Here is a 17,718-nt window from a genome sequence, read left to right as displayed (position 1 = left end):
CTTTACTCCCTCCCAATTTTTTAGTGCCATAACACTAGATGCTCTGAAATAGGTCCAAGCGCTAAGGCTGGGAAAAATGTTAAAGCACCAACAATTAAAACAACCAGTACTAAAATTATTGTAAATGTGAAATTATCTGTTCTAAGTGTTCCTATACTTTCATTTACAGCTTTCTTAGATGCCAATAAACTTGATATAGCAAGTAGTATTATAATAGATACATATCTTCCAAAGAACATAACTATACCTGTTGTTATATTCCAAAACATAGTATTATCTCCTAGACCTTCAAATCCTGAACCATTATTGGCCGCTGAAGATGAAAATTCATATAATACTTGTGATAATCCATGGAATCCAGGATTTGAAATTCCTTCAAGCCCTGCTGGTACTGCAACTGAAAGACCAGAGAACATAAGTATCAAAAGTGGGTGTAGTATAATAAGTAAAGCAATAAGCTTCATTTCTTTTCCTTCGATTTTCTTAGTTAAAAATTCTGGTGTTCTTCCTACCATTAATCCACATAAAAACACTGCTATTATGGCGTACATCAACATATTCATAAGACCTACACCTTTACCACCAAATACAACATTTAACATCATATTCAAAAGTGGTACTAGACCTCCTAAAGGAGTTAAGGTATCATGCATATTATTAACTGTACCTGTTGTAAATGAAGTTGTTACTGTTGTAAATAATGCAGATTGTGCTATACCAAATCTAACTTCCTTACCTTCCATACTTCCCATACTTTGACTAAGCCCCAATTGTGATAAAATAGGATTCCCTGAACTCTCTGCTTTAAAACAAACCATTAGACCTATTAAAAATATGATTGACATTGCCCCAAATACAACCCAACCTTGTTTTTTATTCTTTATCATATGCCCAAATGCAACAACACAAGCTCCTGGTAATATCATCATAGACAACATTTCTACTATATTTGATATTATAGTTGGGTTTTCAAATGGGTGTGATGAATTTGAACCAAAGAATCCTCCACCATTTGTTCCTAAATGTTTTATTGATTCAAGAGCTGCTACAGGACCTCTAGCTATATCTTGAAGTTTTCCTTCTATAGTAGTCACTGTTTCTGTTCCTGCAAAAGTTTGTGGTACTCCTTGTGTAACTAATATAATCCCAACAATTAAAGCTCCTGGCAAAAGTACTCTTGTTGTTATTCTAATTAAATCTACATAAAAATTTCCCATTGTTTTCTTTTTACCAACCAAACCTCTTACAAATGCCATCGCAGCTGAATATCCTGTTGCTGCTGATGTAAACATCATGTATATTATCACTGTCATCTGACTAAAATATGAAAGCCCTGATTCACCTGAATAATGTTGAAGGTTTGTATTTGTCATAAAACTTATGATTGTATTGAATGATAAACCTTGTTCCATGCCTTTAATTCCACTTGGATTAAAGATATGCATACTTTGAGTTCTAAGTATGATATATCCTATAAATACCATAGCTGCATTTGTAAATACTAAAGCTAAGGCATACTGTTTCCAATTCATTTCTTTTTTCTTATCTATACTACATACCTTATATATACAATTGTCTACTTTATCAAATAGTCTATCTCCAAATGTTTTTTGATTAGTGGCTATATGATATAAATACTTGCCCATAGGTATTACTAAAATCATAAAAATTGCTAACACTATTACTATCTGCACCATAAAAATTGTTCCCCCCAATTCAACTTACTTATTAGCCTTATACTATTTAAAATTTTTCAGGATTAATAAGCGCATACACCAAATATATTACTAACATTATAATTACAACTGCCAGAAACCACATAGGTAATCCCTCCATACATTATTTTTTTTCAGTTTGTTTCCCACACCAGTCAGCAAGCAACTTCATGGAAATAAATCCTATGAGTAACAATGCTATCATAACTATATCCAACATTTTAACTCCTCCATTTAATTTAATTTCTTTTACAAATTTTAGTTTTGTATTGCTACTTCATTTATCTTATCATTTTAGGTATAAAGATAGGATTAAGAAACATCTATTACTGATTAGTATTTCATAAATATAAAATTGAGTTTTTAAAACATACATCTAGCAACCGTATTCCTAGAGATTCCAATACAATTTATTATGTTGAATTTATAAAAATCTATATAAGAAAATGTCTACTATAAATATTTAGACGCAAAAAAAGATGGCAAATTTGCCATCTTTAATAAAATCTAATGTTATTTAATTTATATTAACATTCTGGAACTATGTCATTACTTATATCCATATCTAAACTTTTACCATGATAATAGATAAAATCAATTACTTTACCACTAATTGTAACAGCAATCAAAGAATAAAATATATCAAACGCTGATAGATAAAATAATGATAACAACAATACAATAACATCTGTTGCTAAATAAACTTGCCCTATGTTCAAAGATGTAGTCTTAGAAATTACTAATGCTAAAGCATCGTCTCCTCCTGATGCACAACCTGCTTTTACTACTATACCTACACCAGTTCCAACAGTTACACCTGCCAAAACAGTTGATAAAAGCATATTTTGTGATTGTGGTACCAGAGGTCCTATAGCTTCAAATAAGTCATATAACACTGAAAAAGTTATAGAAGCTACTATTGAATATATTAGGAACTTTTTACCGAAAAATTTATATCCTACTAAAAGTAGTAAACCATCTATTACAACATTTGCTATTGCTGGTTGTATATTGAATAAATTTTTTAACAGTAGTAAAATACCTAACACTCCACCTTCTGTTATGTTGTTTAAATAATAAAAATTGTAAACTCCAAATGCTAATATTGCTGAACCTAAAAATATAAGTCCAATCCTTTCTAAAAATAACCGCCTGGCCATACATATCCCTTCCTTTTTCTTAATTTATATATATTATATACAAAAGAATTGGCTTTGTATACCGCACTTTTCAAATCTTTAATTATACAAAATTTCTATATTTTTTTCAACATTTTTTTTATGTTTTTTTATGTTTTTTTAGCGTTCCATCTACACCTAAGTATTTCCAACACCTTAGACGTTTTCCTTTTTTACAAAAGTTTATATTAATTTGACTTATAATTTAGTATAGTTAAGTCTTTGTTTATATTAATTTTTTATTTGTTTAGAAATACTATTCAATAATTTATCACTAAGTTAGATTTAAAAAAAGAGTTACTTTAGAAACTATATAAAGTAACTCTAGTTATTTTATTTATTTTCTGTAATACTTTACCATTCACCCTTAAATTCTGAAATATTGTCCTTGTTAACTTCAACTTGTTTAATTTGTGTAACAGGTTCTACTTTTTCACCTTTAAGGAAATTAGATGCCTTTTCTACAACTAATGCTCCTTCTTCCACAGCAGACATATAAGTTGTACCATCTATTAATCCATCAGTTATAGCTTTTAATCCATCTTTACTTCCACCCAAACCTATAACTTTAACTTTATCTTTAAGACCAGCATCTTTTAAAGCTTGTCCTGCTCCTGTAGCAGAGTTATCATCTTGGCATATTATAACATTAAAATCAGTTTTCTTTTGAATTAAATCTTCTGTTACCTTTAATGCTTGTTCTTTCTCCCAATTTGAAGTTTGGTTATAAACTATTTGTATGTTACTATCTTTTAATTCTTTCTCAAGACCTTTTTTTCTTAATACTTGTGGAGTAGTTCCTGGAACACCTTCTATTAATACAGCCTTTCCTCCAGCTTCTCCTAATAAGTTTTTAGCAATTTTACCTGTTAATGCTCCTGTCTCTTCCTCATTTTGTCCTATATATGTAACTAAGCCTTTAAATTCTCCTGTTGGATTACTTCCTATAGAATTTGTAAATGCTATTATAGGAACATCTGAATCATTAGCAGCTTTAACTATTCTCTCACTTACAGCAGAATCAACTCCGCATAATGCAATCATATCTACGCCTTTAGCCATAAAATCTTCAGCTTGTGACAATTGTTTACTAGCATCCCATTGAGCATCTGCATATTCTACATTTACACCTAATTCTTTAGATTTTGCATCTATCCCTTGTTTAGTTGCTACAAAGTAACCTGTTGAACCTGGCAATAATACTGCTACTTTCTTTTCTCCACTCGTTTCTTTGCCACCACCATCAGAACATCCAACTAGACTGAATATCATAATAAGTGATAGTAAAAACGCTAAATGTTTCATTAATTTTTTCATAAAAAATTCCCCCTCTTATTTTTTATCTTGAAGCAAGTTTTTTCTTGCTATAAGAATCAAATCCAACCGCTGCTAAGATTATTAATCCTTTAAATATGTACTGGAAATATACATCTATTCCAAGAAGATTAAAACTGTTGTTTATAACACTCATAAGTAATACACCTATAACTGTTTTAAGTACAGAACCAGAGCCTCCTGCCACGGAGGTACCTCCTATTACAACAGATGCAATTGCATCCATATCATATCCTTCACCTGCAATCGCAGTGGCAGTTCCAAGTCTTCCAGTTAGCACAATACCAGCTATCCCTGCAAGTATAGCATTGATAATAAATACTTTTATTTTATGAGAATCTACATTTATACCATTAAGTTTACTTGCTTCTTGATTACCTCCTACAGAATAAACATATCTACCAAACTTAGTTTTATTAAGTACAACAAATGAAGCAAATACTACTATAAAGAAAATTACTACTGGTATTGGTATATTAAACAAATATCCATTTCCAATGTAATCAAGTATTGGTATATTCTCAGTAATTGGATATCCTCCTGTAAGCATCAATAACAATCCTCTTACAATAGTGACCATAGCCATGGTAGCTATTAGTGATGGTACATTTATCTTTGCAACTACTATCCCATTGATTAATCCTATTACTGCACAAATTGCTATACCTAAAATCATAGATACAAACAAATTAGTTCCACCAGTTGCAAATTTCATTGTTATAGCACCTGCAAGAGCTGCTACTGCTCCAACTGATATATCAAAGTTTCCAGATATTATAACAAAAGTCATACCTGCTGAAATTATTCCGATTATAGAAGATTGTCGTAAAAGATTAAGTATATTTTGTTTACCTAAAAATGATGGAGTTGCAATACTTATAGCTATACATAAAGCTAAAAAACCTATTAATACTCCATAATCTCTTAAATTTAATTTCTCAAAAGCTTTTTTCATCTCAGTCCTCCATTTTTATTTTTTATACATTAAATATACTACTCATTATGTCTTGAACCTTTATATTCTCATTTTTTAAATCATCTACAATAGAACCTTCTCTAGTTACTAAAATTCTATCACTTACTCTTATTACTTCTTCTAAATCAGAAGATATAAATATTACTCCTATTCCTTTACTTGAAAATTCTTTTATTGTATTAAAAATATCTTCTTTTGCAGCAATATCTATTCCTTTTGTCGGCTCATCATATATTATTAAATCTAAATCTTTCTCTAACCATTTAGAAACTACTACTTTTTGTTGATTTCCACCACTAAGCTCTTTTACCTCTTGTTTTACATCACTAACTTTTATTCCTAGTTCTTTAACACCCTTTTTAGAAAACTCAATTTCCCTATTTCTATCTATAAACAAGAATTTCTTGAATTTATCAATTTGTACTGATGCTGAATTAGTATATATAGCTTGCTCTAAAATTAGACCTAGATTTTTTCTGTCCTCAGGAATCAACCCTATTTTATTTTTTATAGCAATTTTAGGAGAAGTTATATCTACTTTTTTACCATTTATAAATATATCTCCACTATCTTTATTATCTATCCCAAATATCAAATTTATAATTTCAGTTCTTCTTGAACCTACAAGACCTGCTAGACCTACAACTTCTCCTCTATAAACTTTAAATGAAACATTTTTTATTTTATTGGACCAACTTATATTCTTAACTTCTAGTACTGGAGGTTCTTCATACTTTGCAAATGTATAATCCTTTTTCTCAATGAGTTTATGATTATCATTTCCTGTCATAAGTTGAGTTATTTTTAATTTAGTTAAGTCTTTTACATCATAAGTTCCAATCATAGTTCCATTTTTCATTATACTTGCACTATCACATACCTTAAAAACTTCTTCTAATATATGAGAAATGTAAATTATTGTTTTGCCTTTAGCTTTCAATCTATTTATTATTTTAAATAGTCCATCTTTTTCATTGTTAGTAAGTGATGTTGTCGGTTCATCCATTATGATAATTTCAGAATTACATGAAACAGCTTTCATTATCTCAACCATTTGTTGATTTGCCACACTCAAATTAGAAACTACTGTATATGGGTCTATATTAAAATCAAAATCTTCACAAATCTTAATATATTCTTCTAGCATATCTTTCTTATTTAAAAACACGATTCCCTTTAAAGTTTCTCTACCAAGAAAAACATTTTCAAGTACTGTAAGTGTTGGTATCAGACTTAACTCTTGATAAATTATGCTAATACCATTTTCTTTAGAATGATGTGGGTTTTTAAATATTATTTCATTGCCATTTAAAATCACTTTACCTTTAGTTTGAGGATGAACGCCTCCTAAAATTTTAATAAGTGTAGACTTACCTGCTCCATTGGCTCCCAAAAGTGCTCTTACTTCTCCTTTTTCTAAGTCAAAATCTATACCCTTTAAAACATCTACCTTCCCAAAGCTTTTATATATTTGTTGCATTTCCAGTATTTTACTCACTATATCACCTCACTAATTCCTAAACCATTTTATAACTTCATCAATATTTTCTTTTGGTGCTGATAATAAATCCCAAGATAGAACATACCCTTTTACTGCTGTCTTATTTATATTTGAAATATTCTTACTTATGTATTTAGGTGTAACAGGAGCTATAATTTCTTTGTTATTTATTTCAATACCTATATATATATCTGTAGCAATATTTTTTGTCATAAAATCGATTTCCTTCAGTACAAAGTTTATAGGATATATATCTCCTCGATACTCTTTGATTCCTAAAATTTCTAAAAAACTTTCTTTTGCAAGTTCTTTATTTCCATGTACAGATTCATCAACTAATCTTTCAAATTCAAATGGTAGACCTGCTGGAGCTTTTGTAGCTCTATACATCATTGGTTTTATAAAATCTGCTACGTCTTGTAATCTTTCTAAATCTTGACCTGCAAAGTAAGAAATAAAAGGAGAAAAAGTATCTATACCTATTTTCAATCCTTTGTTTTTGAAATAATTGCTTATATCTTCTAACGCATTGTATATATTTTTACTTTTTATTTCGAAAAAATCTTCCCATATTTTATTTTTAAATTTGTATTTTCCATTAGTGTATTCTGTTATACCAAATGGGGTATTTTCATTGCCTATAACTTCACTAGACATATTCTTCATTTCCATAATTAATGACTTTTTATCAATATTGCTTGCTTTATAAATAGGTAAACAATCTTTGCAAAAACAATTAAAAACACCATTTAATTTGTTTGAAAAAGAACCATACCTTATCTTATCTAAGAAAATTCCATCAAAATCAATTTCACTAAAATAAGTATTATAAACTTTCTTTATATTTTCTATATTTTCCTTATTATTTGGACAATAAAATTCAAAATTTTCATCTTCTTGTAAAGCGTATCCTTTAACTTCTTTTCCAGTATAATCAACTAATAAATTACTTTTTTTAAGTAATCCTATTTCTGAAAAACATGGTAACCAAAGATATAATTCAACATTATATTTTTTTAATAGTTTTTTAGTTTCTATATATAGCTCTTTATCTACACTCCAACCCATAATGACCTTTTCTATTTCAATACAGTCCAATAATTCTAATAATTTATGTTTTATATCATTAAATTTTATTTCTTTGTTTTTAAATCCACCTGTAAAGATTTGTACTATTACTTTTTTTCTATCCATGTTTGACCCTCCTATTAGCTAATGCCATAGCAAGCCTTATACCTCCATATACTGGCTGATTTTCTTGGAGTATAAATTTCAATTTTTTATCTGTATTTTCTCTTTTTAAATTATTCATTAACATTTGAGCATATACAGTTCTGTTTAATGTACCACCGGATAAAACTATATTTATTTCACTTTTATTATCTTTCATTGAATTAGATATCTTATTTAATATTACTTGAGCTAATTTAGACAATTCAGTTGATGACTCTTCCAATATTTTAATAGCTAATTTATCACCTTGTTCAGCACAATCAATCACTAATGAAGCTAAATTTGCTATTTCAACATTGTTGTTTATCTCAGTAATTGTATATGTAAGTTGTTCAAAGCTATCTGTTCTAAAGAAATCTAAAACGCAATTAAACAAATCACTATATTCATGACACCCATCACAATAAAGTAAAACTTTCTTTAGTAATTTTCTCCCTATATCATATCCAGAACCCAAATCACTAAAGTTATATCCCCATCCACCAACTCTATATATTTCTCCATCTTCTCTAATTCCCAGTATTATTGAACCTGTCCCAGCTACAATTACCAGGCCAGGAGCATTAGTTTGTGCATAAAAAGCTAAAACTGCGTCATTTACTAGATATATTTTTTCTTTATCTAGTCCAATCTTTAATATTTCATCCATTATAATATTATAATCATTAGGAGAATCACACCCAGATATACCAAATACAGTGTACTCAATATCAGCATAATCAATATGTAAATCTTTTAATATTTTATTAAATCCATTATTAATATTTTCATATGTTTTTTGAATTCCAACTGACTTATAATTAGTTGAACCTGTAGTATGTTCCTTTAATATGTTCCCATCTAAATCACTTACACAAAATTTTGTTTTTGTTCCTCCTCCGTCTATTGAAATCAAATATTTCACATTAATATCCTCCTTTTTTATTAGATAAGGAATATTGATAGTCAGTTTCTTTTAAACACATACTAATTACTCCATCTATACTTCCTTCTTTCAATGATTCCACCTTTATTAGTCTAGGGAAATTTTCTTCTCCAACACTCTTACTTACATCTTTTTTTATAAATTCCATGTCAGCTTTAGTTAATATATTGCACTGTATAATCATAGCTTCTGGATTTAAAACACAAACAAGGGTCCTTACAAAATTTGATATTATAGATAAAATTTCTTTTTTAAATTTATTATCTTTGCTCTCTAAGTATCTTTTTCTTAAGCTTAAAATATAATCTTCAATAGTTAAATTATTGCTATTATACTTGCCAAATTCTATATTTAAATAACCTAATTCTCCAGCAAAATTTGTATTACCTAGATATAATTCACCGTTTATAACTATACCAGAACCAATACCATCTTCTAAATACATAAGTGCCATATTTTTATATTCATCTTTATACTGTTTTTGATAAATTCCTATAGTAGTAATATTTGTATCATTTTCTATAAATACTTTAGTATTGTATTTACTCTTTATTAAATCTTCTAAATTTATTCCTTCCCAACTTTTTATAGTTGGTATATTTTTAACTACACCATTTTTTACAACTCCTGGAACACCAATCCCAATAGCCCTTATATTGTTTCCTCTTACATTTTGAATTAGAGTATCTATAACAAAAAAAGTATCTTTGTTAACGTTTTCATATGTATCCATTCTTATATTGAATTCTTCTTTATAAGTTATATCACCTAATAAATTTGCAACTACCCCTATACAGCTATTTCTATAATAATATAAAGCTATTATGTGTTCTAAGTTTGCATTTATTTCAAATAATTGAGCTCTTCTCCCTCCAGTAGACTCACTTAATCCACTTACTTTAACTTCCTTCTTCAAAGCTAACTGTTCTACAATTTTATTAACTGTAGCTAAACTCAACTCAGTAATACTCGAAATTTCTGGTTTTGTTATAGGTCCTTCATTTTTTATAATATTTTTTATTAAGTCTTCATTTACTTTTTTTATCGTCTGTGGTTTTCCAACTATATTTTTCATAAACAACACCTTACTTTATAAACTTTATTTATTAAGTTTAGTATAATATGTGTAAGTTAAATTTGTCAACAAATTTTCAATAAGAAAGTCGTTTCAAGATAAATTAAAATTATCATAAAACGACTTTTCTATTATAACTTCATACATATATTATATTTTTATAAAATTTATAATGGGTGTAAAGCTACTATTGAAACTCTTCTAACCTTTAAACTTGATGTATTTTCATATGTTATAAAAATATTTTAAAGTTGTTTATATAGTTGTTCATATGGTTGTTTATATAAAAGAAATAAATTTAAAATAGATTGTTTCTAAATCTATTTTTTAAATCTAACTTCAGCTGCCTTTGCATGTGCATATAATCCTTCTTCTTTTGCTAGTTTTTCAGCAATAGGTGCCAATGATTCTATAGCTTTTTCATTTAATATCTGCTTTGTACAAGTTTTTATAAATGTACCAACCCAAACGCCACCAGTATATCTTGATGCTTTAAGTGTTGGCAATGTATGATTTGTACCTGAAACATAATCACCAAATACTTCAGCAGAAAGATTTCCAATAAATAGCGAACCATAGTTAATTAATTTATCACAAATTTCATTATATTCCTTTACTGCAACTTCTAAATGTTCTGGAGCATAAAAATTACTTATTTTAATGGCTTCTTCCATATCATCAACCAGTATTATCTCTCCATTATTTTCCCATGAATTATATGCTATATCTTTTGTTGGCAAATCTTTTAACATAATTTTTATATTTTTTTCAACTTCTTGCGCTATTTCTAAACTATTTGTTAATAGTATCCCCCTTGCATTTAAATCATGCTCACATTGTGCTAATAAATCAGCTGCAATATAAACTGGATTTGAAGTTTCATCAGCTATTATAAGAACTTCACTTGGGCCAGCCACAAAATCAATCCCTACTTGGCCATAACATTGTCTTTTAGCTTCAGTTACAAATTTATTCCCTGGTCCCACAATTATGTCAACTGGATTAATCTTTTCTGTACCATATGTAAACGCTGCTATAGCTTGAACTCCTCCAGTTGCATATATTTCGTCAGCTCCTGCTATATCCATAGCTACCAATGTTTTAGGATTTATATCTTCAGTATTTTTCATAGTTGGTGAACATGCTACTATTCTTTTTACACCCGCAACTTTTGCAGGTATTATAAGCATAAGTGCTGTTGAAAATAATGGATATTGTCCACCTGGAACATATGCAAGGCATGACTCTATTGGAATATTGGTTTGACCCAAGATTACTCCTGGATAAATTTCTTTTTCAAAAGAATTTTCAAAACTTAGTTTTTGAGCTTTAGCAAATTCTCTTATATTTTCAGCAGCAATCTTTAAATTATTTATAAATTCATTATCTACATGTTTATAAGCTTCTTTTATCTCTTCTTTAGTAATTCTAAATTCATCTCTTGTATTTCTGTCAAACTTCTCATTGTATCTTTTAAGTGCAACATCTTTATCTCTTCTTATATCTTCTATTATAGAACTTACTTGCTCTCTTAAAACCTTTTCATCTACCTTTTCTTTTGTGCTTGATGTTTTAATGCTTTTCATTTTTTACCTCCTAATTTTACAATATTATTATCATTTAAAATACATCAATAAATAAAAACTCCCACCCTCTATTAAAAGCTAGAGGATAGGAGTCTAATCATATTGTACTCACCTCACTAACTGAGCACTATTTGTCTAATAACTATACTTATAATTCTTCTAATCATTAATTTTTTTCTGAATTTTCTCTTTATTATACATAATATGATATATTTTAACTATTGATTTGTCAATGAAATTCTTTTATTTTCTACAGCAGTTACAATTAGGTTTATGGCATTTATGGCAACAATGGTTATTATTATTTCCACCATTATTTCCATTTCTTCTAGCTTCACATTCCATACCTTTATCAAATAATCTAGCAGCTTCTGCTAAATATTCTATTCCTCTATAATTGAACTCTGAATATTCATCCCAGTATTTTTCTGCTTCTTTCCATAATTTTCTAGCTTCACATTCGTATGCTAATGCTTCTTTTTTTCTTTCTGCAGATTCACAGAATGCCTCTCTAGCTTCTCTTTCTCTTACTTCAGCTTCTCTTCTAAATCTTTCACAGTTTCTAGGTCTATTTCCTTCTTGATTTGAACATTCACAGTTTGAACCTCTTCTTTCTCTATCTTCATCGTATGCTTCTCTTTCATATTCTTCTCCATCATTTTGGAACCATTTAGCTGTAGCTTCTCCTCTTTCATACCAATCTTCTGTATAACCACCATTTGCATATTTTTTATTTTCCATATAACATATCTCTCCTTTTAATTTTAATTTTTTATGAGATGTTTTGTTTTATCTCATACTATATAGTATTAAAATCGTCAAAATATGTTACATATAAACTTATATTTTTCCTTTTTTAACTTATTTTCAACATTTTATTCATTTTTTCGCAATATCCCTTGTCTTTTATTAGACATAAGCTGTTATTTATTTCATACTCAGAATCAGCATAAACCATAATAGCAAGCTCATCATCATCATTTAAAACATCATAATTTACTAAGCAATTCTCAACTATATTCAATATTTCATCTTTATTACATTTTTTAAATCTAAGAAGTGCTCCACACTTTTCTCTAACTATCTTATTAACCTGTATTTTATCTTTAGTAAAAGAATCTATACTTGAAACTCTATTATCTATTATATCAATAACATCTGAATAAACTGCACTTCCTGTTGCTAGGCTTCCAGCTCCCTTACCTACAAAAGAAACTTCTCCTACTGAATCACCATTTACTATAACAGCATTGAACTCATTGTCTATTCTAGCAAGTATGTTGTCTTTTTCTACTAGGACAGGTCTAACAAAAGCACTTACTTTATGATTTTCATACTTACTTTGACCAATTAACTTTATCTTACAATTTAATTTTTTTGCATATTCAATATCCTTTTCATCTATATCTGTAATTCCCTCTAAATATACATCTTTCCAATATACTCTATTATCATAAGCTAAAGTTGATAATATTGATAGTTTTCTAGCAGCATCATATCCTAATACATCTGACTCTGGATTTGCTTCAGCAAAGCCTAATTCTTGAGCCTGTTTTAATGCCATATCATAAGATAAATTCTCATCATACATTTTAGACAATATGAAGTTAGTAGTTCCGTTTAAAATAGCATTTATACTATCTATATTATTTCCTTCTAATGATTCTATTATTGGCTTTAATACTGGTATACCTCCAGCAACTGAAGCTTCAAATTTAATACTTACCTTATTTTCACTTGCTAATTTTGCAAGTTCATCTCCACATTCAGCTAACAAGTCTTTATTTGCTGTAACAACATGAATTTTATTATTTAAAGCCTTTTTAATATAAGATAATGTTGGCTCTAAACCACCCATAACTTCTACAAGAATATCTATATCTTTTTCAAATATATCATCTATATTATTAGTTATTATATTAGAATATTTTTTCCCTTTATGTTTTTCTAGATTGTTAACTAAAATTCCAACTATTTCTATATTTCTTTTTTCTTTATTATTATCTATTATATCTATAAGTCCACTTCCTACAGTTCCATATCCTAGTACTCCAATTTTTACTTTATTCTCCATTTCATTATCCTCCTAAAATTTATAATTTTCCGATTTTTTTTTATTTTCAATCTTTTATTGCAATAAAAATAGACTCATCCCTAGATAAAGGGACGAGTCTATACTCGCGGTTCCACCCAATTTGATTTCATCATTTATTGATAAAATCCACTTTACACTTTAACGCAGTTAACGGTTAATCTTACTAAGACCTTTTAAGGTAACTTCAGACCACAGCTCCTAGGTAGTTTTCAATTTTTCAAACTTAGAAAGTCTTTCAGCCTTTGAACTTTCTTCTCTGATAGTCGAACTAAATCTACTCTTCCTATTCATCGCTTTTTTATTTTTTATAATTATTATAATTACTATTTATATTTTTAAATAACAAAAAACTCTCATCCTTATAACATAAGGACGAGAGTATTATTCCCGCGGTTCCACCTAATTTAGTTTTCATTTATTATGAAAACTCTCTTTATACTTTAACGCAGTTAACGACTATTCTTACTAAAATCTATTAATATAGATAACTTCGGAAAGTGGCTCCTAGGTAGTTTTCAATCTCTCTAATTTAAAAAGTCTTTCAGCCGATGGACTCTTCTCTCTGGCAATCGAATTAGATTTACTCTTCCTATTCATCGCTTTTTTATTTATTATGTTGTAACTTATTTTAAACCCTTCTAAATCAATTGTCAATAGTTTTTTAAAATTTTATTTTTTACCCTTAAATTATAAATCCGAAAATTCTATTTCTAATTTTTTACTTAGCTCGTCGCTAACTTCTCTTTTATAATTGCATTTTTCAGTATTATTTTCTCTTCTAACTGGCAGTGAAACGACAAATTCACTTCCAACTCCAAGTTGACTTTTTAAACATATACTGCCATCATGTAATTCAACTAAAGATTTCACTAATGAAAGACCAATACCACTTCCTTTAACTCTGTAAGAAAGTTCATTGTCAATCTGTTCAAACCTATTAAATATTTTATCTATTTTTTCTTTTGGTATACCTATCCCACTATCGGATATTTTCATTTTAAACACATCATCTTTCACATATAGAAATATGTTTATTTCTCCATTTTCTTTATTGTACTTAATTCCATTAGATAGTAAGTTTAGTATTATTCTTTCCAATTTTTCTGAATCAAATAACATTGAAAATTCTTCTATTTCTGTGTCAAATGTAAGTTGTATGTTATTTTGACTTGCAAAATCAGCTACAGACATACATATATCCTCTATAAATGAAATTATATCTGATTCTTCTGGTTTAAAATCTAAATATCCTGACTGCATTTTTGTAAAGTCTATAAAATTATTTACCAATCTTAATATTCTGTTTCCATTCTGTTTTATCATACCTAGATTTCTTTTTAAAGTATCATTTGATTCTATTAAATCCGCTTCTTTTTTTTCTATCACTTGTAATGAAGATGAGATTAAACTTATGGGGGTTCTAAGTTCATGAGATAAATTTGCAAAGAACTCCATTCTAGATTTATCCATTTCTTCTTCTAGCTTTTTTCTTCTGCTTATATCTTTTGCTGTTCCAATTATTCCAATGACACTTCCATAACTATCAAAAAAAGGTCTTTTTGTAATCTCAATACACTTGTTTTCATTATCCATACTTACATTTGATTCAAATGTAACCACTTTTTTATTTTCAACTACATCCTTATCACTTTTGAGTATCTTCTCTACTAAAGATTCTTCTGTTGATATTTTATAACTATTCTTTCCTAATAATTCTTCTTTATTCATACAAGCCAAATTTAAAAAGCCTGAATTAAATCCAATATAGTTTCCATACACGTCTTTATAAAACATGTTCTCTGGAATTGAATGTTCAATCATTTTCATTAAGTTTTTTGAGTTATAATTTTTCTTGCTATTTTCGCTATATATTATATTACCTATTATTCCTATAGTTCCTAAAAGTTTATTTTCATCATATAAAAAATATTTTTCAACCATAAAGAACGTTTCTTTGTATTCAAATAAATTTTGTAAAAATCTTTTTTTACTGGATACTCCTTCTATATAATCATTTCTAAATAATTTTCCAGTTTTTTCTCCCCATACTTCTACATCATTCTTTCCAAATATATCTTTTGTAGTTTTAATATTATTATTTAATATTGGAACTAAATTTTCACTACAATCTATATATATGCCTTCTTCATCTTTAATATAGGCTATTTTTTCCTTTTTATTAAAAGAATCGATTATTTGTCTATAATCAAATACAATTTTACCAAAATACAAAATTATGTATGATTCCCCTATTATTTGTTTTTTTATGTTTATCCAATTTTTAAATGTTGGTATATATCTTTTTATACAGTCTACATCGTCTGAGAATAACTCATTGAAATATTTTTTGTTTTTAAACACAGGTAATAAATCCAATATATTTTCATTACAAATTCCTTCTTTTAGGTTTAATTCTTTACCCATACCTTTACTTATATATTCTACTCGATATTCTATATTTTCTTGTTCCTTTATGATTCTACAATATAAAAAAGGCACAGGTATATTTTTTATAAAATTTACATATTTATTATGGGTATCCATATTCTAACCACTACCTCTCAATGTTATTTACAATAGTACTCTTTAAGTAATTATATGACAATTTTCTATTAATTATAACATATTTTATAAGATATTCTTGTAAATAAATTTAATTTTATGTAATTTTTTATTTGTTTATAATTATTTGTGTCGCTTTTTTCTCATCAGTTATTATATGTGTTATGTAACCAGTTTTTAATGCACCTGTTATAGCACCTACACTAGTGTCTGAACATATAGCTATAACTTTCTTTGCCTTTTTTAATTTTTCAAGAGGTATTTGTATTACATAGTCATTGTCACTTTTAATTATTTCCCCATCCTTATTAAAGTAATAGGATAGGAAAGAACCTACTGCTTTCTCTTTTGTAAGTTTTTTCCCAAATCTAATTGCAGTAGCTTGGTCTGGTACCTGTGGGTAATTATCTATAGATAAAATTACTGTATCTATATTATCCCATTTTTTCTCTATACTTTGATAATTTTCAGTTTTCAAATATATATCTCTTTCTTCACTGCTGGTTGGAAATGCAGGGGCATATAAAAATACAGGACTAAATCCTGTACTATTTGAAAATACAGATATTAATTCATTAGGATGATACCCTTTGTTTGGTATATTGGCCATCCCAACCAATGGATATACTTCTCCTTTAAAGGTACAGTTATCATCACTCTTTTGCATTTCTTCCATTATATTACCTATAGTATAACCCCACCCTATACCTACATTACTGACCTTATTTAATTCTTCCTTTATATACTTTATTCCATGACTTAGTATAGTCTGTTGAGTTATATATTCAGTTTTAGCTTCAGGAACTATTAACCCTCCTTTAATACTAAATATATCTTTTATTTGATTCATCAATAAATCATTGCTAGAAAATAATTCTCTAATTTCTATTTTTACTATTCCAATCTCTTTCGCCCTATTTAACATCTTACTTATCAATGGTCTTGATACACCCAAGATTTTTGCAATTTCTGCTTGAGTTTTATTTTCTTCATAATACATTTTTGATACTTCTACCAATTTCAACATTTCATTATCAATAGTCATATTTTCATCCTTTCAAAGCTGATTATAAATTAAAATTATATCATTAAATAAAATTTGTCAAGTTGTATTAATAATAAAAAAAGCCTAGAAAAATTCTAGGCTTTTTAGCTTAAATATCAACATTCTTCCATTAATTCAATTATAAAACCACCATTAATTATAAATGCACATTTCAAGTTATCTCCTACCTTAAAAGGTTCTACAATTACTTCGTTCTCACTCAAGTATTTGTCCATATTTTTTACTTTATATGCAACATGAGGATTCTTTTGCATTATTTCTGGAAGAGGACTTCCTTCGACAAATCTCAAATATTCATATTTAAACTCTGTATATTTTGGGTCTGTTATATAAACCTTTAATTCTTCATTAAACTTTTCATGTTCTTGTTGTTTTTCTGTTATAACACCTATATGTACAAATTCCATAAATTTACCTCCAATATATTGAAATTTATGTATTATATTGCTCTTTATATATTTATTTTAGTAT

Annotated in this window: 15 protein-coding genes and 2 other annotated features; all 15 genes read right to left on the bottom strand. The window is 27.9% G+C overall.

The genetic code is table 11. The features are described 5' to 3' along the window. Nucleotides 1-20: 20 nt before the first annotated feature. A complete protein-coding gene (kdpA, locus tag ACTG48_RS08475) occupies nt 21-1,697 on the bottom strand; it encodes a potassium-transporting ATPase subunit KdpA (protein ID WP_479918593.1) in 1,677 nt (558 codons plus the stop codon). A 46-nt stretch (nt 1,698-1,743) separates the two neighbouring features. Further along, on the bottom strand, nt 1,744-1,821 hold the full coding sequence (kdpF, locus tag ACTG48_RS08470; RefSeq protein WP_154106831.1) for a K(+)-transporting ATPase subunit F: 78 nt from the start codon (nt 1,819-1,821) through the stop codon (nt 1,744-1,746). A gap of 421 nt (nt 1,822-2,242) precedes the next feature. Then, the gene (locus ACTG48_RS08465; RefSeq protein ID WP_021384339.1) at nt 2,243-2,875 is read right to left on the bottom strand and encodes a YitT family protein; all 633 of its coding nucleotides are present in this window, start codon (nt 2,873-2,875) and stop codon (nt 2,243-2,245) included. A gap of 372 nt (nt 2,876-3,247) precedes the next feature. Beyond that, complete coding sequence (locus ACTG48_RS08460; RefSeq protein WP_479918592.1) at nt 3,248-4,210, bottom strand: sugar ABC transporter substrate-binding protein; 963 nt, start codon at nt 4,208-4,210, stop codon at nt 3,248-3,250. Nucleotides 4,211-4,232: 22 nt separating this feature from the next. Further along, nucleotides 4,233-5,183 (bottom strand): ABC transporter permease, encoded by a 951-nt coding sequence (locus ACTG48_RS08455; protein WP_479918591.1) that lies wholly within the window; start codon nt 5,181-5,183, stop codon nt 4,233-4,235. Between the two features lie 22 nt (nt 5,184-5,205). After that, the gene (locus tag ACTG48_RS08450) at nt 5,206-6,684 is read right to left on the bottom strand and encodes a sugar ABC transporter ATP-binding protein (RefSeq protein WP_479918590.1); all 1,479 of its coding nucleotides are present in this window, start codon (nt 6,682-6,684) and stop codon (nt 5,206-5,208) included. A 30-nt stretch (nt 6,685-6,714) separates the two neighbouring features. Next, complete coding sequence (locus tag ACTG48_RS08445) at nt 6,715-7,899, bottom strand: hypothetical protein (RefSeq protein ID WP_479918589.1); 1,185 nt, start codon at nt 7,897-7,899, stop codon at nt 6,715-6,717. Continuing rightward, on the bottom strand, nt 7,892-8,842 hold the full coding sequence (locus tag ACTG48_RS08440; RefSeq protein WP_479918588.1) for an N-acetylglucosamine kinase: 951 nt from the start codon (nt 8,840-8,842) through the stop codon (nt 7,892-7,894). Before ACTG48_RS08440 ends, ACTG48_RS08445 begins: the two co-directional genes overlap by 8 nt. Nucleotide 8,843: 1 nt before the next feature. Continuing rightward, nucleotides 8,844-9,938, bottom strand: a complete 1,095-nt coding sequence (locus tag ACTG48_RS08435; RefSeq protein ID WP_479918587.1) for an ROK family protein — start codon at nt 9,936-9,938, stop codon at nt 8,844-8,846. Nucleotides 9,939-10,258: 320 nt separating this feature from the next. Beyond that, nucleotides 10,259-11,524 (bottom strand): histidinol dehydrogenase, encoded by a 1,266-nt coding sequence (gene hisD / locus ACTG48_RS08430; RefSeq protein WP_479918586.1) that lies wholly within the window; start codon nt 11,522-11,524, stop codon nt 10,259-10,261. Between the two features lie 243 nt (nt 11,525-11,767). Beyond that, entirely contained in the window at nt 11,768-12,265 is a 498-nt protein-coding gene (gene cdeM, locus ACTG48_RS08425; RefSeq protein ID WP_021384340.1) for an exosporium morphogenetic protein CdeM, read from the bottom strand. 115 nt (nt 12,266-12,380) lie between these two features. After that, nucleotides 12,381-13,598, bottom strand: coding sequence for a homoserine dehydrogenase (locus tag ACTG48_RS08420; RefSeq protein ID WP_021384371.1), 1,218 nt, complete (start codon nt 13,596-13,598; stop codon nt 12,381-12,383). Nucleotides 13,599-13,683: 85 nt separating this feature from the next. Then, nucleotides 13,684-13,919: a binding site (T-box leader), on the bottom strand. Nucleotides 13,920-13,984: 65 nt separating this feature from the next. Continuing rightward, nucleotides 13,985-14,225, bottom strand: a binding site (T-box leader). 81 nt (nt 14,226-14,306) lie between these two features. Next, nucleotides 14,307-16,163 carry a PAS domain-containing sensor histidine kinase gene (locus ACTG48_RS08415; RefSeq protein WP_021384326.1) on the bottom strand — a complete coding sequence of 619 codons (1,857 nt, stop codon included), beginning with the start codon at nt 16,161-16,163 and terminating at the stop codon, nt 14,307-14,309. A 127-nt stretch (nt 16,164-16,290) separates the two neighbouring features. Continuing rightward, a complete protein-coding gene (locus ACTG48_RS08410; RefSeq protein WP_021384370.1) occupies nt 16,291-17,226 on the bottom strand; it encodes a sugar-binding transcriptional regulator in 936 nt (311 codons plus the stop codon). A 116-nt stretch (nt 17,227-17,342) separates the two neighbouring features. Next, nucleotides 17,343-17,654 (bottom strand): hypothetical protein, encoded by a 312-nt coding sequence (locus ACTG48_RS08405; RefSeq protein ID WP_479918585.1) that lies wholly within the window; start codon nt 17,652-17,654, stop codon nt 17,343-17,345. Nucleotides 17,655-17,718: the final 64 nt, after the last annotated feature.

The sequence above is a fragment of the Clostridioides sp. LIBA-6822 genome, from assembly GCF_056688955.1.
Note: the sequence above shows the minus strand (reverse complement) of the source record. Positions and strands in the feature narration are given on the sequence as shown.